Here is a 23756-nt window from a genome sequence, read left to right as displayed (position 1 = left end):
AATAGGCCAGAAGGAAAACGTAAATACTGTTTCAATTGATGATCGAGCGAAGGGAAAGTTGATTGGAGAAGTCAATAGGTGGGTATAGAACCAAGTTGCTTAGTTCTATTGGAATACTGCGAATTCACTCGATTAGCGAGGAGTGAAGATACTTATTTCATCACCTAAATGGATCATGGCATCATTCAATACTCGGCAGGTTACTCCGCCGCGCCAATCTGGGGTTAATGCGGCTTCTAAACCTACCTGGGCTATTTCCATCTTTTTACAGGGATCTGTTTCACCCGTAATTTCAAGTCGTAATTCTCCAATCTGTAAATGTTTACCAACATCAGCAGGGCTAAAAACGAGATCATCAATCAACAGGTTTGCTCTGCGGGTTGTCCAAGGCAAATCTACTTCAATGCTATTGCAGGCCTGTTGCCACTGAAGGTTGGAAAGTACCGTGACTTGGCGTTTACCTGGGCGACCAAAAACATCTTTTTCTACACCACTGAGCTGGGTGACATTGGCGCAGAGAACCTCATTCATAGGGCCGCACTTTACTGTTTTATAGGCAATCGCCAGTAGCTTTGGCATAGTTTCTTACATCCTTTTTTGATTAAGTCGCTAAAGTGATACGACTCAGAGTCCTTTTTTGATCAAATATTGGTAAGGGGGTTGTGTGGTTTCGCTGGCGATAAGTGTGTGGTCCATAAACTCGCAAAAGCTTGGTATGTCTCGGGTTGTTGCCGGATCGTCGGCAATAATGAGTAATGTTTCACCCGCGGCCATTTGTCTTACGGTTTTACGCACCATCATTACCGGCTCAGGACAGCGCAGTCCAAGGGCATCGAGTTTATGTTGAGCGGTTGAGAAGGCGTCGTTCATATTACCCCTAGTGAACGATTAAACAGAATTGGCTAATGTTACTCCAGTGATTGTGAGAAACCAAGTTGGCTATTTGAATTTGTGATAGGCAATAAGATGTTTATATTTCGATGTCGTTTGATTGATGTTTCACGTGGAACATCGACTTATTACTATATGTGTTTGAGCCATTGACAAAAATGCCGGAAATTAATTCCGGCATTTTTTTATCTATTTTTTATATAAAGGAAATGATTAAACACGTTCGAATACAGTTGCGATACCTTGGCCTAAACCAATACACATGGTCGCTAAACCTAGGGTCGCATCTTTGTCTTCCATTAAGTTAATCAGCGTCGTAGAGATACGTGCGCCTGAACAACCCAGTGGGTGACCGAGTGCAATCGCACCGCCGTTAAGGTTGATTTTGTCATCAACTACATCCGCTAAACCTAAGTCTTTCACACAAGGTAAAGATTGAGCAGCAAACGCTTCGTTAAGTTCAATCACATCTAAATCGGCAACGGTAATACCTGCACGGGCCAGTGCTTTTTGCGTGGCTGGCACTGGGCCGTAACCCATGATCGCCGCATCACAACCTGCAACCGCCATAGAGCGAATACGAGCACGGATTGGTAAGCCAAGTGCGCGCGCTTTAGATTCTTCCATGATCAACATGGCTGAGGCTCCATCGGACAGTGCAGAAGAAGTACCCGCAGTCACAGTACCGTTTACTGGATCGAATACCGGGCGCAGTGCCGCCAGTGATTCCATCGTGGTTTCTGGGCGGATCACTTCGTCGTGTAGTACTTTGATTAGTGCGCCGTTAGCATCGTGACCTTCAATGCCATAGATTTCCTTGGCAAAGCGGCCTTCAACCGTTGCTGCATAGGCGCGTTGGTGTGAGCGTACCGCAAAAGCATCTTGCTGTTCACGGGTAATACCGTGCAGTTTACCAAGCATTTCAGCCGTTAAGCCCATCATGCCAGAGGCTTTTGCCACGTTATTCGCAAGACCTGGGTGGAAGTCGACACCATGGCTCATAGGCACGTGACCCATGTGTTCTACGCCACCAATCAAGAAGGTGTCACCCATACCCGTCATAATGGCGCGCGTGGCTTGGTGAATCGCTTCCATAGATGAACCGCATAAACGGTTAATGGTAACCGCGCCAGCAGTCTTGGGTATACCAGCAAGCAGTGATGCATTACGAGCAATGTTGAAGCCTTGTTCTAAGGTTTGTTGCACACAACCCCAAATCACGTCTTCAATGGTATTTGGGTCGAGCTGCGGGTTGCGCAGTAACAGACCTTTCATCAATTCGGCAGACAGAGTTTCTGCACGTACATTACGAAATACGCCAGCCTTTGAGCGGCCCATCGGAGTACGGATGCAGTCTACGATAACAGCTTGTTTCATGATTAAATTCCTTTCCCGCTAATTAGGCTTGGTAGTAGCTACCGTTATTGGCTGCTAATGTGCGCATTGCATCGGTCACTTGATACAGACCGCCCAGGTGAGCGTATTTGTCTGCTAAGGCCACAAAGTTTGCGACGCCAATAGTATCCAAGTAACGGAACACGCCGCCTCTGAATGGTGGGAAACCTAAGCCATAAACTAGGCCCATATCCGCTTCGGCAGGCGATGCGACAATACCTTCTTCTAAACAGCGCACGGTTTCGATGATCATAGGGATCATAGTACGGGCAATAATCTCATCGGCTTCAAAGGTTTTTAAGTCGCCAAAGGCTGCTTTCAATAGGCCATAGCTCGTTGGGTCGACATCTTTCTTCGGTTTGCCACGGCTATCGACTGAATAGGCATAGAAACCTTTGCCATTTTTCTGGCCAAGGCGCTTGTTCTCAAACATCACATCAATTGCGTCAGTGCCAGATTTACCCATGCGATCAGGGAAACCTTCGGCCATAACAGCTTGAGCGTGATGACCTGTGTCTAAACCGACTACGTCGAGCAGGTAAGCGGGGCCCATTGGCCAGCCGAATTGTTTTTCCATTACCTTGTCTATAGCAGCAAAGTCACCGCCATCGGCAAGTAAGCCGTTAAAGCCGGCAAAGTAAGGGAAGAGTACGCGGTTAACGAAGAAGCCAGGGCAATCATTAACAACGATTGGCGTTTTGCCCATTTTGCTGGCGTAAGCCACAACAGAGGCGATGGTTTCTTCAGAGCTGTGCTCGCCACGAATAACTTCGACCAACGGCATTTTGTGCACTGGGTTGAAGAAATGCATACCGCAGAAACGCTCAGGTTTCTTCATGCTCTTAGCGAGTAAATTGATTGAAATTGTTGAGGTGTTTGAGGCGATAATCGCATCATCACTCACATATTGCTCAACTTCGGCTAAAACCTGTGCCTTGATTTTTGGATGTTCAACTACGGCTTCAACGACCACATCGGCATGCTTAATTGGCGCATACTCTAATGCAGGGGTGATATTGTTCAGCACTTTGGCCATTTTTTCTGGCGTTGAACGGCCGCGAGCAACTTGGGCCGACAGCAGTTTAGCGGCTTCATTGAGACCTAAATCTAAGGCTGGCTGAGCGATGTCTTTCATGACAATCGGTGTGCCTTTGCTGGCGCTTTGGTAAGCGATGCCGCCGCCCATAATGCCTGCGCCTAATACGGCCGCATTTTTCACTTCTTTCGCTAACTTGCCGGCTTTCTTGGCTTTACCTTTAACAAGTTGATCATTAAGGAAAATACCGATAAGTGCTTTAGCAACATCAGTTTTAGCCAGTTTGATAAAGGCTTGATGCTCGATTTGCAGTGCTTCGGTGCGGCCTTTAGTCGATGCTTGCTCAATCACGCTTACTGCGGCCATTGGTGCAGGGTAGTGTTTACCTGCAACCGCAAACACCATGCCTTTGGCCGTGGTGAATGACATCATAGCTTCAAGTTTTGGCAGTGTTAGGGCTGACAACTTGCGGTGACGACGCGCTTGCCAATCCAATTGTTCAGCAACGGCATCTTTGAGCATTTGAATCGCAGCCGCTTCTAACGCTTCTGGCGCAACCACTGCATCTACAGCACCGACTTTCAGTGCATCTTCTGCGCGTTGGTCGTTACCTGTGGTGATCCACTCGAGTGCGTTATCTGCACCAATCACACGGGGTAGACGAACTGTGCCGCCAAAACCTGGGATGATGCCGAGTTTAGTCTCAGGTAAACCGATTTTGGCTGTGGTATCTGCGATACGAAAATCCGTTGCCAGAATGGTTTCACAGCCGCCACCTAAGGCAAAGCCTTTGATTGCTGATGCGGTTGGGAAAGGTAAGTCTTCGAGTTTGTTGAAGACGGCGTTGGCTTGTTCAACCCAAGAGAGCAGTATGGCGTCATCCTGTGCGAACAGGCCTAAAAATTCGGTAATGTCGGCGCCCACAATAAAGGTATCTTTACCTGAGGTCAGCACTAACGCTTTGATATTGGAGTTTTGCTTGATGCTGTCTAATGCGGCATCGAGCGAGGCGAGGGTTTCTCTGTCGAATTTGTTCACCGAACCGGGTGCGTTAAAGCACAGCTTGGCAATATTATCCTCGAGTAACTCAACTTGAATTGTAGGACTTTGGTAGATCATTGCTTGCTTCCTTTTGGCTTAAAAGTGATACCCACCATTATTAATTGGTGTTAGTACAACTCTCTATCTCACAGCAGCTTCGGCCATCATTTGACCAGTTGTGTGCCAGTGTGCTTCGAAATTCGATAAATTACAACACCCAATTTAAACGACTGTTTAATTTCTTGTCGGCTAGAGTGATTTTTCACCTTTGTGATACACTGCACAGAGTGTAGAACAGCCTGATGACTTTAAAGATTTCCCCTGAGGAATTCATTCGTTAGTCGTCACAGTTAAATTCGGTTTTATTTATTCCCCTTTATTGATTACAGGATATGACAAATGGATCAATTGGCTCATCACTATCATGCCCATATCGCCGAGCTAAATCGCCGAGTTGCTGAGATTTTGTCTCGAGAAGCTTTGTCCGGTTTAGTGATCCATTCGGGTCAGCCACATCGGATGTTTTTGGATGATATCAATTATCCCTTTAAAGCAAATCCGCACTTCAAGGCATGGCTGCCTGTTTTAGATAATCCGAATTGTTGGTTAGTGGTCAATGGCCGTGATAAGCCGCAGCTGATTTTTTATCGGCCGGTAGATTTTTGGCACAAAGTATCCGATGTGCCGGATATGTTCTGGACCGAGCATTTCGATATTAAGCTGTTAACTAAGGCCGATAAGGTCGCTGAGCTGTTACCTAAAGATACCGTTAATTGGGCTTATGTGGGCGAGCATTTAGATGTGGCCGAAGTGCTGGGTTTTACTAGCCGTAATCCCGATGCTGTGATGAGTTATCTGCATTATCATCGAACCACTAAAACCGAATATGAGCTGGAATGTATGCGCCGCGCTAACCAAATTGCGGTGCAGGGGCATTTAGCGGCTAAAAATGCTTTTTATAACGGTGCGAGCGAGTTCGAGATCCAACAGCATTATTTATCTGCCGTGGGCCAGAGCGAGAATGAAGTGCCCTATGGCAATATTATCGCCCTCAATCAAAATGCGGCGATTTTGCATTACACCGCACTCGAGCATCAAAGCCCTGCGAAACGTTTGTCTTTTCTTATCGATGCGGGCGCGAGTTACTTTGGCTATGCCTCTGACATCACTAGAACCTATGCCTTCGAGAAGAATCGTTTCGATGAGTTGATTGCAGCGATGAATAAGGCGCAGCTTGAGCTTATCGATATGATGCGTCCCGGGGTGCGTTATCCTGATTTACACTTAGCGACTCACGCTAAAGTCGCGCAAATGCTATTGGATTTCAATTTAGCCACGGGGGATGCCCAAGGTCTGGTTGAGCAAGGCATTACCAGTGCTTTCTTCCCCCACGGATTAGGTCATATGTTAGGCCTGCAAGTGCATGATGTGGGTGGCTTCTCCCACGATGAGCGCGGTACCCATATCGCGGCGCCCGAGGCCCATCCCTTCCTGCGTTGCACCCGGATTTTAGCGCCAAACCAAGTGCTGACCATGGAGCCTGGGTTATACATTATCGATACTCTGCTTAATGAGCTTAAACAAGATAGTCGTGGCCTACAGATCAACTGGCAAACCGTGGATGAGTTAAGGCCTTTTGGCGGTATTCGTATCGAAGATAACGTGATAGTGCATCAAGATAGAAACGAGAATATGACCCGCGAGTTGGGTTTAGCTGATTGATATAGGGTAAAGTTTAGGACGAATTGGTGCTCGAAAGTTACCTTATCCCCAGTGAAAACTGGCAGTTAGAAGAGGAGATAAAGCATAGTCGCTTTATCTCTTTTATCTTCCATTGCGATAGCATAGATAAATTGAAGTTAGTGCTTACTGACATAAAGCGTGATTATCCCGGCGCAAGTCACTACTGCTATGCCTTTATTGTAGGTGCACCAACCGACATGGTATTGATTGGTTCAAGTGATGACGGCGAGCCCGCTGGCAGTGCTGGCCGACCTATGTTGGCGGTGTTACAAGGCGCGAATATTGGTGAAGTGGCCGCTGTTGTTGTGCGTTACTATGGTGGCACTAAACTAGGTGTGGGTGGTTTGGTTAGGGCCTATACTTCGGGGTTAAGGCAAGGGTTAACTAAACTTGCTACTCAACTAAAACAACTTCGCTATCCTGCAAGATTACAGTGTGACTACTCGCAGCTAAGGGACATAGAGCATCTGTTGCAACAGGTGGAAGCGGTTGTTACCAATAAACAGTTTGCTGAAGCGGTTGATATTGAGTTTGAAATTGGCAAACATCAGCGAGCAAGATTTAGTGAATTATTGACGATGCTAAGCCAAGGTAGTCTAAGGGCTGAGTTTGACCTGTGATGCTAGTGTAAACTATGCCAAAATAGCCCAAATGCTGGAAATACCTTTACAGCCAATGGAATGATTGAACCCGCTTAATGCAATATAAAACCATAATAAGAATCATAGGCCTGTTAATTGGCTTATTTTCTATCACTATGCTGCCACCAGCCTTGATTGCCATTTGGTACAACGATGGCGGCGGTACGGCATTTATCCAAGCCTTTTTTGTGAGTCTGTTTATTGGTTTTTGGCTCTGGTATCCCAATCGCCGTTGTAAAGAAGAATTACGTACCCGAGAAGGGTTTCTTATCGTGGTGCTATTCTGGACTGTGTTGGGTTCTATCGGTGCCTTGCCGTTTATCTTCTCGAGTCAGCCCGATCTGAGTTGGACTGATAGCTTCTTCGAATCCTTTTCTGCGTTAACCACAACTGGCGCCACAGTGATTGTTGGGCTCGACTATTTGCCAAAAGCGATTCTGTTTTATCGGCATATGCTGCAGTGGCTAGGTGGTATGGGGATCATTGTACTTGCAGTGGCAATTTTGCCAGTACTTGGGGTTGGGGGCATGCAGTTGTATCGCGCCGAAATCCCTGGGCCTGTGAAAGACAGTAAGATGACTCCTAGGATTGCCGAGACCGCTAAAGCTTTGTGGTATATCTATTTACTGTTAACTATTACCTGCGCAGGGGCCTATTGGTTGGCGGGAATGAGTATTTTTGACGCTGTGTGCCATTCGTTTTCCACTATCGCCATCGGTGGCTTTTCAACCCACGATGCTAGCATGGGGTATTTTGATAGCCCGATCATTAATTTAATTTGCGTATTCTTTTTAATCGTTTCAGCGGTCAACTTTAGCGTTCATTTTGCGGCATTTTCTCGCCGCGGGATTAACGTTAAAGTCTATTTTAGAGATGCTGAATTTAAGATGCTGGTGGCGATCCAACTTATTTTGGCGGCGATTTGTTTTTTAACACTTTATAATGCAGGTATTTATGACTCGCCAGAAGAGACCTTAGATCACGCATTATTCCAAGCGGTTTCTGTCGCTACTACGGCAGGATTTGGTACTGATAGTTTTCACATGTGGCCATTATTCTTACCAATGTTATTAATTTTCTCGAGCTTTATCGGCGGTTGTGGTGGTTCTACTGCTGGGGGAATTAAAGTGATTCGGGTGATTTTGTTGTTGTTACAGGGATCCCGTGAACTTAAGCGTTTGGTTCACCCAAAGGCGATGTTTTCTATCCGCATTGGCTCTAAAGCATTATCAGACCGAGTTGTCGATGCGGTGTGGGGTTTTTTCTCGGCTTATGCGCTAGTGTTTGTAATTTGTATGCTTGCCCTTATGGCGATGGGGCTAGATGATATTACCGCTTTTAGTGCTACTGCCGCTTGTTTAAACAACCTTGGCCCTGGTTTAGGTGAGGTGGCGAGTAATTACGCCAGTATTGGTGATGGTGCTAAGTGGGTGCTTGTGGTCGCCATGTTGTTTGGTCGCCTCGAAGTATTTACCTTGTTGATTTTGTTTACGCCAACCTTTTGGAAGAATTAGTGATGCAGACGTTAATAATCTATTCGACGATTGATGGCCAAACATTGGCAATATGCCAAAAAATGAAGGCGATTGCCGAGCAAGCGGGAGAGCAGGTGTCCCTTGTTACGCTGGAGCAGGCAGAAGCTTTGAACTTAGCGGATTTTGATAAAGTGCTGATCGGCGCAAGTATTCGTTATGGTAAGCATAGACCTGAGCTTTACCAGTTCGTCAATCGCCACCATGCGGTGCTCGATACTAAGATTAATGGTTTTTTTACCGTGAACGTGGTGGCGCGTAAACTCTTAAAAAATACTCCCGAAACCAATCCTTACATGCAAAAGTTTCTAAAGCTTTCCCTATGGCAACCGCAGCAGTTAGAAGTGTTTGCTGGCAAGATTGATTATCCTAAGTACGGCTTTTTCGATCGCACTATGATTCGTTTCATCATGTGGATGACTAAGGGGCCGACCGATATTAAGGGTACCTTCGAGTTTACCGATTGGGCTAAGGTTGATGCCTTTGGCAGCCGTTTTAGCCAACGCTAGAAACAATTAAGCCCCAGTAATTGGGGCTTAATTTTAGGCGAATCTTGCTATTACACGGCGCAGTAGCGGCTGTGAAGAATAGAAATGACTTGAGTGACTTGCTCGTTTTTGAGTTTGTAGTAAACAATCTGTGAACTCTTACGAGTATCGACGAGATCCTCTGAGCGTAAAACCGCTAAGTGTTGCGATAATGCCGATTGGCTTAGGGGAACAGTGGCATTAAGCTCAGTTACGCTCAATTCTTTATCCAGCAGTAGGCATAAAATCATTAGGCGATAAGGATTCGCTATGGCCTTGAGCCATTTAGCTGCACTTTCCGCATTAGTTACCATTGCAGCTACATCTATGTCATTTTGCATAAGGTCACTCACTTTATCGCTTTTGATTAGATAATTCTAATTGAACACTTCAATATACGCAATCATACTGCTCAGTAATGTAGATCTCAATTTTTGCATGACAGAATATGAGATACCGCCGATTTGTGATCCTATTAGAGGTTTATTGAATCGAATATAGCCACAATGGTGACATGACTTTAGTGGACCGGAAACTCCCTATGACACGGATTCTTGTGCTTTATTTTACCCGCGGTGGCCATACGGCCAAGATTGCCTGCGCAATTGCCGAGCAATTAATATCTCGTGGAGCACAGGTCGACCTCGTCGATATCAATAGTGCTGCCGCCACTTGCATTAATTGGCCCGATTATGATGTCGTCGCCTTCGGCGCCTGCGTACTCTATGGCACCTATGATAAGAGTGTGTTCCAGTTTATCGAGCAGCATGCAGAGGCTTTGGGCGCATTGCCAAACAGTTTCTTTTGCGTCAACGTGGTGGCGAGAAATCCTGAAAAACGTATTCCCGAAAATAATAAATATCTACAAAAGTTTATCGCCTTATCGCCTTGGACTCCTATGGATTTAAAAATTATTGCGGGGAAAGTGGATTATCCATCTTGGCCTTGGTATGACAGGTTAATGATCCAGCTGATTATGAAAATAACCAAAGGCCCAACCGACCCTAAAGCGGTAATCGATTATACCGACTGGGAAGATGTGAAGGTCTATGCCGACCATCTGCTGACCTTGGCCGAGGTTGCTGAACCCGCCTAATAAAAATGCGCTCTCAGAGCGCATTTTAAGTTTCCTATGTATAAGACTAATACTTCCAAAAGCTGGGATGGAACAGTACGGCTACGGTTAAAATTTCTAAACGCCCGAGCAGCATACCGAATGACAATGCCCATTTAGCCACATCGGGCAGAGTCGAGAAATTCCCCACAGGACCGATGATCGGGCCTAATCCTGGCCCCACGTTAGTCACTGCTGTGATAGCACCGGTAAAACTGGTCATGGGATCTAGGCCCGTCAGCACTAAAATTACCGATAACCCCACAATCACCATCATAAAAAGCAGCATAAAAGTGATTAGCGAACGCACAATATCTTCGCTGATGATGCGATTATTATAACGCTCCCTAAAAATGCCATTCGGATGACATTGCTGCTTCAGCTGTTCACGCATAATAGCGCCAGCGATTTGAAACCGAAAAATTTTAATCCCGCCCGAGGTTGAGCCGGAGCAACTGCCGACAAACATTAAAAATAAGAAGGCGATATTGGCAAAAGCGCCCCAAGCCCCGTAATCCGTTAAACCATAACCTGTAGTAGTCACCACGGAAACGACGTTAAAACTGGATAAACGCAGTGCATCGAGCAGCTCAATATCGCGGGTTTGCCATAGCCAAAAGCCAATAGAGCAAGAGACAAAAGTAAGGAAAAACAAAAAACCTTTTACTTGAGCATCGTTCCAAATCCGCAGATCCCTTTGCTGTACGGTTTGTACAAACATGAGGAGTGGCAAGCCACCCGCCGTCATAAAGAAGATACCAACCCAGTGGGCCGAGTTTGAAAAAGCCGCCATAGAGCTGTCAGAGGTGGAATAACCGCCAGTCGATAGGGTCGTCATCGCATGGTTGATGGCTTCAAACCAAGTCATACCCGTAAGGTGGTAGGCAAAGCAGCAGATTGCTGTGAGTAAAACATAAATAAAAAACAGGTGTTTAGCCATATTTTGAGTACGAGGAACGGCTTTGTCGCTCCAGTCGGAAGACTCAGTACGGAATAGCCGCATACCACCGACGTTTAAGAAGGGGAGAATCGCTACCGCCATCACGATAAAACCAATCCCGCCAAGCCATTGCAGTAAAGAGCGCCAGATCAAGATACTGTGATCCATAGTATCTAAACCTGAGAGGACGGTGGAGCCAGTTGTGGTAATGCCGGACATGGTCTCGAAAAAAGCGTCCGTATAACCAATACCGTGGTACAAGGTAAAAGGCATGGCCGCAAATAGACTCACAATCAGCCAGGTTAGGCTGGTGAGCAAAAACATATCACGAATATTGAGGTGAATCGCTTTGCTTTGGCCGTTATGCAGACAAAGGCTGGCGCAAATCCCTGTTGCTAAGGCCGATACCATGAATGACCCCACCGTCTCTTCGCCATTGAAAGTGGCGACGAGGAGTGGCACAAACATAAAGGCTGTTAACATGGAGAGAAACAGCCCTAGAATAAACAATAGCGGTCTAAAGTTCAGCATACATTAGCTTACTAAGGCAGTTAGAAGAAAAAAGCACTCGGTTGGAACAGTTTTTCGACTTCGCCGACAAACTTCTTATTCACGAGGAATAAGATCACATGATCTCCTTGCTCTATCACGGTTTTGTCGTGGGCCATTAATACTTCGTCGTTGCGAACTATGGCGCCTATGGTCGTTCCTGGCGGTAATTTAATTTCTCCAATCGCCTTACCCACCACCTTAGAAGTGCTGGAATCGCCGTGGGCAATCGCTTCAATCGCCTCGGCGGCACCGCGACGTAGGGAGTAAACGTTGCAGATATCTCCCTGACGGATATGGGTTAATAGGGCTGAAATCGTAGCTTGCTGTGGCGAAATAGCGATATCAATATTGGCTTCTTGGACTATGTCTACATAGGCTTCACGTTGGATCAGTACCATCACCTTTTTGGCTCCCATACGCTTTGCCAGCAACGCCGACATTATATTGGCTTCATCGTCGTTGGTAACTGCAATAAATACGTCGGTTTGATCTATATGCTCTTCGAGCAATAATTCCTGATCCGATGCATCACCGCAGAATACCGTCGTGTTTTCAAGCTGCTCCGAGAGGGCCTCCGCACGCTCAAACTTATGTTCAATCAGCTTGACTGAATGAGTGCGCTCGAGGCGCTTTGCGAGGCCTAAACCTATGTTGCCACCACCGGCGATCATAATATTGCGGTAGGAGTTATCGAGCTTTTGCATTTCGCTCATTACTGCGCGAATGTGGCGACTGTCGGCGACGAAGAAAACTTCATCATCGGCCTCGATAATTGTCGTGCCACGGGGCATGATAGGGCGACCTTGGCGGAAAATCGCCGCCACCCGGGTATCAATATTGGGCATATGTTCGCGCAGTGCCGCTAACGCATTTCCTACCAGTGGGCCGCCATAATAGGCGCGAACCGCAACCAAACTTAAGCGCCCTTCGGCAAATTCGAGCACTTGCAGTGCACCTGGATACTCAACCAGACGTTGAATGTAAGCGGTCACTAACTGTTCTGGGGCGATTAGTTCGTCAATAACAAAACCGCCGCGGGGGCGACCCTCACTGTTCTTAGTTTCACTGTCGATAAACAATTTATCGCGCATCGCCAGATAGGGTTCTGAGCGGATACGGGCGATTTTAGTGGGAGTGCCAAAGAGGCTGTAGGCCATTTGGCAGGCGACCATGTTGCATTCATCGCTGTTGGTAACAGCAATAAGCATGTCGGCATCTTCGGCGCCTGCTTCTTTTAGCACATCGGGATGAGCACCATGTCCCGCCACAACACGAAGGTCATATTTATCCTGCAGGGCACGTAATCTGGACTTGTCGCTATCGACTATGGTGATGTCATTATTCTCACCGACCAAATTCTCGGCCAAGGTTCCCCCAACTTGACCCGCACCTAATATGATAATTTTCATGGCCTTGCTTACTTCCTAATGGGTTGCTTTTAATAAACGGGCGTAATAAAACCCATCCATATTGTCTTGCCCTGGCGTGATTTGCCAACCTATATCTTGGGCCGAAGTCTGCTGGGTGAGTATATCTAGCTTAGCATCTACTGTTCTGGCCAAAAATGCTTTGATTTGGTCGCTGTTTTCCTGCGGCAAAATCGAACACGTGGCATAAAGAAGCGTGCCGCCGGGTTTTAGCCATTTCCAGCAATGATCGAGAATTTGCTGTTGCAGTTCGGCGAGTTCTTCTATGTCATGATTTTTGCGTAGCCACTTAATATCGGGATGACGACGGATCACGCCTGTGGCCGAACAGGGGGCGTCCAGTAAGATACGATCAAATTGTCCACCTTGCCACCATGAGTCAATATTGGCCGCATCACCATGGATAAGCTCCGCTTTTAATGACAAACGGTCAAGGTTCTGTTGCACGCGCTCGAGGCGTTTGGCATCAAAGTCGACGGCGACGAGTTTGATACTCGGCTGCAGTTCGAGTAAATGACAGCTTTTGCCGCCGGGCGCAGCGCAGGCATCGAGAACGAGTTCATTGGCCTTTGGTGCTAACAGTGTCGCCGCCCATTGGGCTGCGCCATCTTGCACCGATGCGGCGCCTTCATAGAAACGCGGCAGTGTCGCTACATCCTTGGGATGGGCGAGTAGTATGGCGTCATCACTGAGGCCCGCACTCGCTTCTATCTCTAGCTCACTCAGGGCGGCAAGATATGCATCGCGGCTTTGAGAGAGGCGATTGTTGCGCAGCCACATCGGCGGACGTTCGTGACTCTGTTGGATGACTTCTTGCCAGTTGTCGGGATAAGCGGCTTTTAAGCGTTTAATCAACCAAGCGGGCGTGTTGTAGCTTAAGGTTTCCGACTCTGTGCTCAGCGGGGTTAATTGACGTTGAATATTACGCAGTACGCCGTTAACCACTTTGACCATGCCTTCAAATTTTAACTGGCGACAGGCTTCGGCGGTTTCTGAAATCGCGGCGTGGCTCGGGATGCGGGTGAAGTACAACTGATAACAGCCCACAATTAATAGCTGATGAATGATCCGCTGTTTGCCTTTTAAGGGTTTTTCGAGGCATTCGCTGATGCGTTTTTCGATTTGTGGCAGAGTGCGCATCACGCCGTAGCAGAGTTCGGCGAGCAGGGCTTTATCTTTGCCGCTGGTAAGGTGTTTTTGTTGTTCGGGTAGGGCGACCGAGAGCGACACGCCCTTTTCCAATACCTCGAAAATGGCTTTCGCCGCCAGCGCACGCAAGTTCATCATTATTGTGCCTCGCTGTTTAGGCGAGTATTAGGGCTAAACCATTCACCGCGGGCATTGAGAATATCGGCAACGCTGAGTGGTTTCTTTCCGGGCAATTGCATGCTCAGCAGGGTTAACACACCATCACCAGTCGCGACTTCTATGCCTTTCTTGCTAGCGCTGATAATAGTACCTGGCTCTGCATTGCTGGTGGCTTGGCTGACTTGGGTCTGCCACACTTTGATGGTGTTGCCTTGGTGCTCAAAATAGCTTACTGGCCAAGGATTAAAGGCGCGAACTTCCTGCCATAGTTGTTTCGCAGACTTATTCCAGTCGAGTCTGGCTTCTTCTTTGCTGAGTTTCTCTGCGTAGCTAGCTAAGGTTTCATCTTGTTTTTCAGCGGCTAAGGTGCCGTTTGCTAAACCTTCAAGGGCTTGCAATAGGGCTGTGGGACCTTGCTCTGCGAGTTTTTCATAAAGGCTGGCCGAAGTATCATCATCTTCAATCGGTAGCGTCGTTTTGAGCAGCATATCACCCGTATCTAGGCCAACATCCATTTGCATAACGGTGACGCCAGTTGTTTTATCGCCTGCCCACAACGCGCGTTGGATCGGTGCCGCGCCGCGCCAGCGTGGCAAAATAGAACCATGCACGTTGATACAACCTAAGCGCGGTGTATCTAGGACGACTTTGGGCAGAATTAAACCGTAGGCGACGACTACCATAATATCGGCATTGAGTGCGGCCAGTTCCTGTTGTGCGGGTTCTTTGCGAAGTGAACCGGGTTGGTAAACTGGAATATTATTGGCGAGCGCGAGTTCTTTTACTGGGCTGGCGGTCAGTTTCTTGCCGCGCCCTGCGGGTCTATCTGGCTGAGTGTAAACGCCAATCACATTATGGTGTGAGTCGAGTAGCGCCTGTAAATGGCGAGCAGCAAAATCCGGTGTTCCGGCAAAGATGATGTTGAGTGGTTTCAAATCTAATCCTATGCTTCTTTGGCGTCCAATCGGGCCGCTTTTTCAAGTTTCTGTTTGATCCGTTGACGCTTTAACGGCGACAGGTAGTCGACAAACAATTTGCCTTTGAGGTGATCCATTTCATGCTGGATACAAATGGCAAACAGTTCATTAGCTTCAACCGTAAATTCGTTACCGTGCCTATCTAAGGCTTTGACTGTAACAAACTCTGCGCGATCGACCTTGGCATAAACCCCAGGAACAGACAGGCAGCCTTCCTCGTTACAAAAATCACCACTACTGGCAATAATTTCCGGGTTGATAAATACCTTAGGGCGTTCGACGTCATCTTGTAAATCCATGACGATCAGCTGTTTATGGTAATCGACTTGAGTCGCAGCCAGACCAATCCCTTTTTCTTGGTACATGGTCTCGAACATATCATCAATTTGAGTTTGCAACTCAGCATTAAACTCAGTGATAGGTGTCGCTTGAGTTCGCAATCTTTCATCGGGAAAGCGTAAAACTTTTAACAGTGCCATACTTAAACTCTTAACAAGTCTGTCAAATCTCAGCCAGTTGGTTATACTGACTGAGGCTAATGGGTTAATTTTAATCTTTAGTGCCTATCAATAACAGTAAAAGCTCGATTTAAGAGCCAAACAACATGGACTGCACCATGAAACGGTTAATTTTACTCGCGTTAATGACATTCAATTGCACATTTGTTTCCGCAGATACCCTGACACTTAAAGCGGGGCATCCTGAGTCATATGTGGTAAAGAAGGGCGATACCCTTTGGGATATTTCCGCGACGTTTTTAAATGATCCGTGGAAATGGCCAAGTCTATGGGATGTTAACCCACAGATTGCAAACCCCCACCTTATTTATCCCGGTGATCTGCTCACGTTAGTCTTTATCGATGGCCAACCTAGATTAGTCCGTAATGGCTCCAATGACGGTAAACCCCATGTTAGAAAGAGTCCTGAGGGGCGTATCATTTCCAAGAGTGACGCAGTACCCGCCGTTGATCTGGCTCTGATTGAGAATTATCTGGTTCAAAATCGTGTGGTTGATTCGCTGTGGCTAGCCGAGCAGCCTATGGTGCTCGCGGGTGAAAGCCCTTCACGCCACCATGTGTTGGGTGATGTGATTTATATCGACAGCGAATTACCTTTGCATAAAAAATACGGTGTCTATGAGCGTGGTCGTGAATTTTTCAATAAGGAAACGGGCGAAGCCTTAGGGCAGGAGGCGGTGTTATCATCAACTGGGCAAGTTATTGAATCTGGGAAAGTTTCAAAAATAAAACTGCTGAGTAATTACCGTGAGACTAAGGCTGGTTTTAAAGTATTGCCGATGGAAGATGATTCTCTAATATCGGCCTATTTCACCCCTAAAGCCGCTGATTTAAAGACCCCAGCCACAGTGCTAGCCATTGAGTCTAAGATGCGCGAAGCAGGTAAGTTGAATGTCGTGTACTTAGATAAGGGTAAACAGGATGGCGTCGAACCCGGTGAAGTGTTCTCTATTTATCGTGATGGTGAAGAGATAGTCATCGGCCATGATGGTTTACCCGTACCTGCCACCGAACGTACGGCCTATGACAATATTGTCGCATCAATCTCATCGGATCGAGCGATAAAAATGCCTGATATTTACCATGGTAGATTGTTAGTTTTTAAAGTATTTGATAAGGCAAGCTTAGGATTAATTGTCGCCAATGAACGTCCAGTTCGAGTTGACGATAAGCTTGTTGCTCCCGACTCTTTAGCCTATAGAGGTCAATAATTTCTGCACACTTGGTCGATTGGTTAGTTGTTAGTGCTGTATCTGGGCTTGGACCCGCCCAGATCCAACAATTATTAAAACACATGGAAGTGGACGACCTCAGACAAAGGTTAGAGCATGAAAGACAAGCCCTACCTTTATCGGATAAACGACTCCATAGCCTTACTATTGATTATCAAAAAGTGGATGCCGCCCTTGAGTGGCAACAACAATCTGAGTTCAATCATCTAATTTGCTTCTCCGATCCCCTTTATCCTCCCTTATTAAAACAATTGTCCGATCCACCCACAGTGCTATTTGTTAAAGGATGCATAGAGGCATTGGTTTTACCTTATCTCGCCATTGTTGGGAGCCGAAATGCATCGCCTGGTGGTTTACAGGTGGCTTATCAATTAGCGAGTGAAATGTCTGCCCTTGGATTTGGTATTTGTAGTGGTATGGCAATGGGGATTGATGGTGCCGCCCATAAGGCCTGTGTCGATAGGAGCCAAAGGACGATTGCAGTGCTGGGAACCGGCATTGATACAATTTATCCCCGTAGACATCGACAGCTTTATGAGAATATTCAGCAACAAGGCTGTATACTCAGCGAGTTTTGGCCAGATGTTGGGCCGTTTGCGGGTAATTTCCCGAAACGAAATCGCATTATTAGCGGTCTTTCTCTAGGTACGCTAGTGGTAGAGGCTTGCCGTAAAAGCGGTTCTTTGATTACCGCCAGACTGGCAATGGAGCAAGGGCGTGAGGTGTTTGCCGTTCCTGGTTCTATCCTCGGTGGCTATCATCAAGGTTGCCATGATTTATTGCGTGATGGCGCAAAACTTGTGGAAACCGCGGCCGATATAGTAGGTGAGTTGGCAAGTTTGACCGCTTTTCACCTTGAAGAGTTAGCGTTATGCCACCATATACAGCTACAGCAAGATGAGATTTGTCATTTGCCATTTTCGTCGCTGTTAGCTAGTGTAGGTTATGAAGCTACAACAATTGATGCTGTAGTTGAACATAGTGGAAAAACGATAGATCTGGTGTTAGAACAAATGCTTGAACTTGAGTTGCAAGGTTGGGTTATTGCAGTACCCGGTGGTTACGTCAGAGTAAAGAGGAGCTAGCCATGTTTGATATCCTCATGTATCTATTTGAAAACTATGTTCACAGTGAAGTTGAACTATTAGTGGATGAAGACGAGTTAACCAAGGAACTCACTCGCGCTGGTTTCCACCAGTCCGAAATTTTAAAGGCGTTAACTTGGTTGGAACGTCTAGCGGAACTACAGGAAGGGGATAAACCTTACCTGTGTAACCATGATCAACATTCATTTCGCATTTACACTAAAGACGAAATGGAAAAGTTAGATGTGGAATGCCGTGGTTTCTTGCTGTTTTTAGAGCAAGTGAAAGTGCTGAATGTCGAAACCCGTGAAATGGTGATCGACAGAGTCATGGAGCTTGATGAACCTACCTTAGTCCTCGAAGATCTAAAGTGGGTTATCTTGATGGTGCTATTCAACGCCCCCGGCCATGAATCCGCCTATGAGCAAATGGAAGATTTAATTTTTGAGCAGCCCGAAGGCCGACTACATTCTTAATCGTTGCGATACTATGAATAATGAGAGAAAGGAGGCTAAGCCCTCCTTTTTTGATGCCATGAGTTTGTTGGTGGCCAAGCGTTATGCGCTTTGATTGGTGGTGAATGATTATGTCTAAGATCGATGAACAATTATTTAGTGCCCATGAGCACGCCTTGGAAAAAGAGTACGAACTTTGCCCCGAGTGCGGCAGTGAGTTAACGGTAAAACACAGTAAGCACGGCAGTTTTATTGGTTGTAATAACTATCCGAACTGTGAGTATACGCGTCCTTTAGTACAACACGAATCCATTGAAACCCAAGTGATTGAGGGTTCAGTCTGCCCTGAATGTGGCCATGAATTGGCGGTAAAGTCGGGACGTTTTGGGATCTTTATCGGCTGTACTCAATATCCAAGTTGCACGCACATTGAAAAACAGGATCAAGCGAGCGACAAACCTGATATCCCTTGTCCAGAATGCAAAATGGGTAAACTCGAACATAGAACGAGTCGTTTCGGTAAGAGTTTTTATGCCTGTAGTGCTTACCCTAAGTGTAAGTTTATTGTGAATTATCCACCGATTGCTGAAGAGTGCCCCGATTGTGGTTATGGGATTTTAGTCGAGCGTAAAGGCGCGGCTGGGATGCGCTTAGAATGCCCGCAAAAAAGCTGCAAATACAAAAGACCACTTTAGTTTATTGTGTGACACGCATCTTAATATTTGGCCGATGAAAGTGGCTTGAGTATAATCCTTGGCTGGCCGCTGATGGGGCGGTCAGTATTCGAATTTATCCAATGATTTGATTGTAGAAATCGACAATACTCAAAAGGTGATCCTAAGATGCTGCAGCTGCACCCATCTGATATAAAAGACATTCTGCTTAATGGCGGTGTTATCGCTTATCCAACCGAGGCGGTTTATGGTCTAGGTTGTGACCCAGATAACGACACTGCTATTCAAAAGTTATTGGCGGTTAAACAGCGTCCATGGCAAAAGGGCTTAATCCTTGTCGCCAGTGATTTTCAGCAGCTTTTAGCTTATGTTGATGAATCACAATTGACTGCTGAGCAGCTTGAGCTTGCATTTTCTAAGTGGCCTGGCCCATTCACCTTTGTAATGCCAATCAAAGCACAGGTTTCAAAATACCTCTGTGGCGAATTTGACTCTATCGCCGTGCGCGTATCGGCCCATGAAGGTGTGCGTGCATTGTGCCAAGCCTTAGGTAAACCTTTAGTGTCAACCAGCGCCAACCTTGCGGGCGAAGACCCTGCATTATCTGCCGCTGAAATACTTGCCGATTTTGAAGGTAAAATTGATGCACTAGTGCTAGGGAAACTCGGCGAACAACGTCAGCCCTCAACTATTATCGATGCGCGTAGCGGCAAAATTTTACGCAATGGACAATAAGTGAATAACAGTAAGGATCATAAAAAGATGAGTGTGCCAGATGCTGCAGTGGTAAAAGCGTTTTTACTCGATCTACAAAACCGAATTTGTGCTGGTTTACAGGCGCTAGATGGCCAGGCGACCTTTGCTGCCGACTCATGGACCCGTGCCGAAGGCGGCGGTGGCACCAGCCGAGTATTAACTCAAGGCGCGGTGTTCGAGCAAGCTGGGGTTAACTTTTCCCATGTGACTGGCGCTGCTATGCCGGCGTCGGCTACGGCGCATCGTCCAGAATTGGCGGGTCGCAGCTTCGAAGCCATGGGTGTGTCTTTAGTGATCCATCCTAATAATCCTTATATCCCAACGACTCACGCTAATGTGCGCTTCTTTATTGCCCAAAAAGAGGGCGCCGATCCCGTGTGGTGGTTTGGCGGTGGTTTTGACTTAACGCCTTATTATCCCTTTGAAGAAGATGTGCGCGAGTGGCACCAAACCTCTAAGGATATTTGCGCGCCTTTCGGGGATGAGGTTTATCCCAAGTATAAGAAGTGGTGCGATGAGTATTTCTTCCTGCCGCACCGCAATGAAACCCGCGGCGTGGGTGGGTTATTTTTCGATGACTTAAACCAAGCTGGATTCGATCAAAGCTTTAGCTTTATGCAAGCAGTGGGCAATGGTTTCTTAACCGCCTATGCGCCGATTGTTGAGCGTCGTAAAGATACTGAGTTCGGTGAACGTGAGCGTCAGTTCCAACTCTATCGTCGTGGTCGTTATGTTGAGTTCAACTTAGTCTACGACAGAGGCACTTTATTTGGTCTACAGACTGGCGGACGTACTGAGTCTATTTTGATGTCAATGCCGCCATTAGTGCGTTGGCAATATGGCTATACTCCAGAGGCGGAAAGCCCTGAGGCAGATTTGTACGATAACTACCTCAAACCCCGCGACTGGGTTTAGTCGTTAATCTTAAAAAGTGGAGGCAATATCCACTTTATTGATTACGCATATGATCGGCCAGAGTTGAAATCGCCTCAAAGATGGCGGCCCTATGCTCTGGCTTTTTTATGTTCTCTTCAATCGCAAACTTCATGCAAAACAGCCATTGATCGCGCATCGCCTCATCGACGGCAAAGGGCATATGGCGAGCGCGTAACGCTGGATGACCATACTTTTGCTGATAAAGCTGCGGCCCGCCGAGCCAACCGCTTAAAAATTCGAATAACTTCTGCTCTGATTCCGCAATTGGCGCCCTATGAATGGCAAGCAGTGTTGTCGTTTCGGCTGAGCTTGCCATCTTCCGATAAAAACTCTTGGCGATAGCGCGGAGCACTTTTTCGCCGCCGATTAAGTCATAGGCGTTCGATTGAGTCGGATCGCGATCATCCTGCGGTGGAGTGTGTTTACTAAAAATCTTTTTAAGCCAGTTCATTGAAATAGTCGTTCACTAAAATAGAGCGTATTGAGCCGATGGCGCATTATAGCGTGAAACATAGCGTGAAATTCAGTTGAGTATAATTTGGCTTGCGTGCCCCTAAAAGCGCGTTAGACTGCAAAGCCATTGAACCTGAAATTTAATATCGCTATGACAGACAGATACGCAGTGTTTGGCAATCCCATTATCCACAGTAAATCGCCGTTTATCCATGGACAATTTGCTGCGCCCACTCAAGAATCATTAACCTATGAAGCCATTCTTGCTCCAGTGGATGGTTTTGAAGCCTCTTTGACGGCGTTTTTCAATGCGGGCGGCAAGGGGGCGAATGTGACCGTGCCTTTTAAGGAGCAAGCTTTTGCGCTGTGTGACAGTCTCAGCCCAGAGGCCAAACTCGCCGGCGCGGTAAACACTTTAAGCGTATTGGCCGACGGCACTATTCGTGGTGATAATACCGACGGTTTAGGGCTGGTGGCCGATCTCATCGCTAACTTAGGCAGCTTGCAAGATAAGCGCGTGTTACTTATTGGTGCTGGTGGTGCGGCGCGCGGTTGTATTCTACCGTTATTAAATGCCGGAATTGCGCAGCTAACGATTAGCAATCGCACTCATACTAAGGCGCAGCTTCTGGTCGATATCTTTACTGCTGTGGATGAGGGTGCTTTTGCGAATAGAGTCTCCGCCGTAGAAATGAGTGCTCTTGCGGGTGAGTTCGATATCATCATTAACTCAACCTCGGCTAGCCTCGCGGGTGAGTTGCCCCCCGTGCCAGCGCAGGTCATCACCACCCAAACGGTTTGTTATGACATGATGTATGGCGCCTCGGTCACCGCGTTTAACCAATGGGCGCTCTCCCAAGGTGCGGCGAAAGTCATTGATGGGCTCGGTATGTTAGTCGGACAAGCGGCTAAAAGTTTTACCCTATGGCGAGGTGTTGAACCCGATACTCAAGCAGTGTTGACTCTGTTGCGGGACAAACTAAAGGCTGAGCCTAAGTAGGACGCATGAATCAAAGTATTCTTTTCCCCGAACTGCAGTATTGGGACGACGCCCACAAGCGAGTCTGTTTTATCGCGCAGTCGCAGGGGATGAACATCAAGTGTTATATCAGTGCGAATAAGTTAGCAGAGTTGAATGATTTCTCCCCGCAGCCGAGTACCGATGAAGCCGCCGCTATGCTGGCCTTGTTTGATGCGGTGAGATTTGATGCCGAAGAAATGGCGGAAGAGTTAATTGAAGCCGAAGAGTTCGATGAGTTTGGAGCAGTACACTTAGGCTAGATGAATTTAAGAGATAGGGTACATGAAAATAACAGGCTCCCATAAACACGATGTCACAACCGATGGCTTAATTGAATTGGATTCGATTGCCATTGCAGCATTGTTAACCATATAAGCCCGTTAAAACGGTTTTATACGCCAAAGTTAGATATAGAGTACTAATCAATTAGCGAATAGTAAAAGGCGGCAGAGACTGAATGAGTCTCCGCCGCCTTTCTTATATAGTGATGCTAAGCGACTAACAGTAAGTGATTAGAGGTTTTGTAACTCGACTAAGTATTCGTTTTTCAGTCTGACATAGTTGTCGGCAGATTCTGGCAAAAAGGCCATCTCGGCGGGCGTTAATGGGCGAGCCTGTTTAACCGGGCTCCCTACATATAAATAGCCACTCTGCAATACCTTGCCCGGCGGGACTAATGAACCCGCTCCTAAGATCACATCATCTTCTAAAATCGCACCGTCGAGAATAATCGCGCCCATGCCCACTAATACTCGGTTACCGACTTTGCAACCGTGGAGCATCGCCTTATGACCAATAGTCACATCATCACCAATAATCAGTGGATGACCATCAGGACGAGAAGCGGATTTGCGGGTCACGTGCAATATGCTGCCATCCTGTACATTGGAGCGTTTACCAATTCGAATATGGTTAACATCACCACGTGCCGCCACCATAGGCCAAATACTGGCGTCAGTATCTAAAGTAATATCCCCAACAAGCACCGAAGCTTCATCTACATACACGTTATTGCCTAATTGAGGGTGAATACCTTGGTAAGTTCTGAGTGGCCCTGACATAGAAAAGTCCCTAATTGAGTGGTTTTTAGCATTATAAAGGTTAAAAACTAGCGGGTCAGGTCAAATATCCAACGAACAGTGAGAAAATGACAATTATCTTAAAAATAGGGGTTGCGGACTTTCTCAATCTCCCTATAATGCGCATCCACTGACACGGCAGACAGCGAAAGCAAGCTGGCGAGTTAGCTTGAATTGAGCAGCTTTTAAGCACTTAATTCAAGCGTAGCAAGAAGTTGAAAAATACTCCTTGACGCGAAACGGGAAATGCGTAAAATGCACGACCCTGAGTTGACGAGAAGTCAGCCCTAGCCAAGTGGAAGCGTTCGGCGCTCAGTGTGGTACTCACCCTCTCTTACGAGGTTGAGTTGCTCTTTAACAAGATAAAACAAGAAATCTGTGTGGACACTCACAGGTGTTGAGTTAATCGAAACTGCTTAGCCT

The 23756-nt window shown here is 46.8% G+C and carries 25 protein-coding genes; 13 read left to right on the top strand and 12 right to left on the bottom strand.

Features of this window, described 5'->3' with window-relative positions:
• Positions 1-132 precede the first annotated feature (132 nt).
• From MJO46_RS12645 to fadB, 4 genes are all read right to left on the bottom strand, one after another.
• A complete protein-coding gene (locus MJO46_RS12645; RefSeq protein WP_253989600.1) occupies positions 133-579 on the bottom strand; it encodes an MOSC domain-containing protein in 447 nt (148 codons plus the stop codon).
• Between the two features lie 45 nt (positions 580-624).
• Positions 625-870 carry a sulfurtransferase TusA gene (gene tusA, locus MJO46_RS12640; RefSeq protein WP_253989599.1) on the bottom strand — a complete coding sequence of 82 codons (246 nt, stop codon included), beginning with the start codon at positions 868-870 and terminating at the stop codon, positions 625-627.
• A gap of 234 nt (positions 871-1104) precedes the next feature.
• Positions 1105-2268 (bottom strand): acetyl-CoA C-acyltransferase FadA, encoded by a 1164-nt coding sequence (fadA, locus tag MJO46_RS12635; protein WP_253989598.1) that lies wholly within the window; start codon positions 2266-2268, stop codon positions 1105-1107.
• A 22-nt stretch (positions 2269-2290) separates the two neighbouring features.
• Positions 2291-4441 carry a fatty acid oxidation complex subunit alpha FadB gene (gene fadB / locus MJO46_RS12630; protein WP_253989597.1) on the bottom strand — a complete coding sequence of 717 codons (2151 nt, stop codon included), beginning with the start codon at positions 4439-4441 and terminating at the stop codon, positions 2291-2293.
• 321 nt (positions 4442-4762) lie between these two features.
• On the opposite strand from fadB, the gene pepQ reads away from it, so the two are divergent.
• The 4 genes from pepQ to hemG (MJO46_RS12610) all read left to right on the top strand — a co-directional run bounded on the left by pepQ (position 4763) and on the right by hemG (MJO46_RS12610) (position 8788).
• Positions 4763-6085 carry a Xaa-Pro dipeptidase gene (gene pepQ / locus MJO46_RS12625; RefSeq protein ID WP_253989596.1) on the top strand — a complete coding sequence of 441 codons (1323 nt, stop codon included), beginning with the start codon at positions 4763-4765 and terminating at the stop codon, positions 6083-6085.
• Between the two features lie 26 nt (positions 6086-6111).
• A complete protein-coding gene (locus MJO46_RS12620; protein ID WP_253989595.1) occupies positions 6112-6726 on the top strand; it encodes a YigZ family protein in 615 nt (204 codons plus the stop codon).
• Between the two features lie 77 nt (positions 6727-6803).
• Positions 6804-8261 carry a TrkH family potassium uptake protein gene (locus MJO46_RS12615; protein ID WP_253989594.1) on the top strand — a complete coding sequence of 486 codons (1458 nt, stop codon included), beginning with the start codon at positions 6804-6806 and terminating at the stop codon, positions 8259-8261.
• A 2-nt stretch (positions 8262-8263) separates the two neighbouring features.
• Complete coding sequence (gene hemG / locus MJO46_RS12610; protein WP_253989593.1) at positions 8264-8788, top strand: menaquinone-dependent protoporphyrinogen IX dehydrogenase; 525 nt, start codon at positions 8264-8266, stop codon at positions 8786-8788.
• Between the two features lie 50 nt (positions 8789-8838).
• Here hemG (MJO46_RS12610) and MJO46_RS12605 read toward each other — a convergent pair whose 3' ends face one another.
• Positions 8839-9147 (bottom strand): metalloregulator ArsR/SmtB family transcription factor, encoded by a 309-nt coding sequence (locus MJO46_RS12605; RefSeq protein ID WP_115335901.1) that lies wholly within the window; start codon positions 9145-9147, stop codon positions 8839-8841.
• Between the two features lie 200 nt (positions 9148-9347).
• Between MJO46_RS12605 and hemG (MJO46_RS12600) the strand changes: the two genes are divergently transcribed.
• A complete protein-coding gene (gene hemG / locus MJO46_RS12600) occupies positions 9348-9902 on the top strand; it encodes a menaquinone-dependent protoporphyrinogen IX dehydrogenase (RefSeq protein WP_253989592.1) in 555 nt (184 codons plus the stop codon).
• 46 nt (positions 9903-9948) lie between these two features.
• On the opposite strand, the gene MJO46_RS12595 is transcribed toward hemG (MJO46_RS12600), so the two are convergent.
• Genes MJO46_RS12595 through def form a run of 5 tightly spaced genes read right to left on the bottom strand, consistent with a single transcriptional unit; the run spans position 9949 to position 15603 of the window.
• The gene (locus MJO46_RS12595; protein ID WP_253989591.1) at positions 9949-11391 is read right to left on the bottom strand and encodes a TrkH family potassium uptake protein; all 1443 of its coding nucleotides are present in this window, start codon (positions 11389-11391) and stop codon (positions 9949-9951) included.
• A gap of 20 nt (positions 11392-11411) precedes the next feature.
• Positions 11412-12821 (bottom strand): Trk system potassium transporter TrkA, encoded by a 1410-nt coding sequence (gene trkA, locus MJO46_RS12590; protein ID WP_198781767.1) that lies wholly within the window; start codon positions 12819-12821, stop codon positions 11412-11414.
• 15 nt (positions 12822-12836) lie between these two features.
• Positions 12837-14123, bottom strand: a complete 1287-nt coding sequence (gene rsmB, locus MJO46_RS12585) for a 16S rRNA (cytosine(967)-C(5))-methyltransferase RsmB (RefSeq protein ID WP_253989643.1) — start codon at positions 14121-14123, stop codon at positions 12837-12839.
• A 2-nt stretch (positions 14124-14125) separates the two neighbouring features.
• The gene (fmt, locus tag MJO46_RS12580) at positions 14126-15082 is read right to left on the bottom strand and encodes a methionyl-tRNA formyltransferase (protein WP_253989590.1); all 957 of its coding nucleotides are present in this window, start codon (positions 15080-15082) and stop codon (positions 14126-14128) included.
• Positions 15083-15090: 8 nt separating this feature from the next.
• Positions 15091-15603, bottom strand: a complete 513-nt coding sequence (gene def, locus MJO46_RS12575) for a peptide deformylase (RefSeq protein WP_253989589.1) — start codon at positions 15601-15603, stop codon at positions 15091-15093.
• Between the two features lie 125 nt (positions 15604-15728).
• Between def and MJO46_RS12570 the strand changes: the two genes are divergently transcribed.
• The 6 genes from MJO46_RS12570 to hemF all read left to right on the top strand — a co-directional run bounded on the left by MJO46_RS12570 (position 15729) and on the right by hemF (position 20759).
• The gene (locus tag MJO46_RS12570; RefSeq protein ID WP_253989588.1) at positions 15729-16853 is read left to right on the top strand and encodes a LysM peptidoglycan-binding domain-containing protein; all 1125 of its coding nucleotides are present in this window, start codon (positions 15729-15731) and stop codon (positions 16851-16853) included.
• Positions 16854-16936: 83 nt separating this feature from the next.
• Positions 16937-17959 carry a DNA-processing protein DprA gene (gene dprA, locus MJO46_RS12565; RefSeq protein WP_253989587.1) on the top strand — a complete coding sequence of 341 codons (1023 nt, stop codon included), beginning with the start codon at positions 16937-16939 and terminating at the stop codon, positions 17957-17959.
• Positions 17960-17961: 2 nt separating this feature from the next.
• Positions 17962-18435 (top strand): DUF494 family protein, encoded by a 474-nt coding sequence (locus MJO46_RS12560; RefSeq protein ID WP_198781773.1) that lies wholly within the window; start codon positions 17962-17964, stop codon positions 18433-18435.
• A gap of 110 nt (positions 18436-18545) precedes the next feature.
• Positions 18546-19109, top strand: coding sequence for a type I DNA topoisomerase (locus MJO46_RS12555; RefSeq protein ID WP_253989586.1), 564 nt, complete (start codon positions 18546-18548; stop codon positions 19107-19109).
• Positions 19110-19256: 147 nt separating this feature from the next.
• Positions 19257-19823: an L-threonylcarbamoyladenylate synthase gene (locus tag MJO46_RS12550; RefSeq protein ID WP_253989585.1), complete on the top strand. Its 567-nt coding sequence runs from the start codon at positions 19257-19259 to the stop codon at positions 19821-19823.
• Positions 19824-19850: 27 nt separating this feature from the next.
• On the top strand, positions 19851-20759 hold the full coding sequence (hemF, locus tag MJO46_RS12545; RefSeq protein ID WP_253989642.1) for an oxygen-dependent coproporphyrinogen oxidase: 909 nt from the start codon (positions 19851-19853) through the stop codon (positions 20757-20759).
• A gap of 34 nt (positions 20760-20793) precedes the next feature.
• Here the strand turns inward: hemF and MJO46_RS12540 are convergent, their stop codons facing one another.
• Positions 20794-21231, bottom strand: a complete 438-nt coding sequence (locus MJO46_RS12540; RefSeq protein WP_253989584.1) for a group II truncated hemoglobin — start codon at positions 21229-21231, stop codon at positions 20794-20796.
• Between the two features lie 153 nt (positions 21232-21384).
• On the opposite strand from MJO46_RS12540, the gene aroE reads away from it, so the two are divergent.
• Positions 21385-22233 (top strand): shikimate dehydrogenase, encoded by an 849-nt coding sequence (aroE, locus tag MJO46_RS12535; protein ID WP_253989641.1) that lies wholly within the window; start codon positions 21385-21387, stop codon positions 22231-22233.
• A gap of 5 nt (positions 22234-22238) precedes the next feature.
• Positions 22239-22514, top strand: a complete 276-nt coding sequence (locus MJO46_RS12530) for a DUF1488 domain-containing protein (RefSeq protein ID WP_253989583.1) — start codon at positions 22239-22241, stop codon at positions 22512-22514.
• A gap of 252 nt (positions 22515-22766) precedes the next feature.
• On the opposite strand, the gene MJO46_RS12525 is transcribed toward MJO46_RS12530, so the two are convergent.
• On the bottom strand, positions 22767-23315 hold the full coding sequence (locus MJO46_RS12525; RefSeq protein ID WP_253989582.1) for a gamma carbonic anhydrase family protein: 549 nt from the start codon (positions 23313-23315) through the stop codon (positions 22767-22769).
• Between the last annotated feature and the right edge of the window lie 441 nt (positions 23316-23756).

The organism is Shewanella sp. KJ2020, from assembly GCF_024197625.1.
Taxonomy (GTDB): Bacteria; Pseudomonadota; Gammaproteobacteria; order Enterobacterales; family Shewanellaceae; genus Shewanella.
Note: the sequence above shows the minus strand (reverse complement) of the source record. Positions and strands in the feature narration are given on the sequence as shown.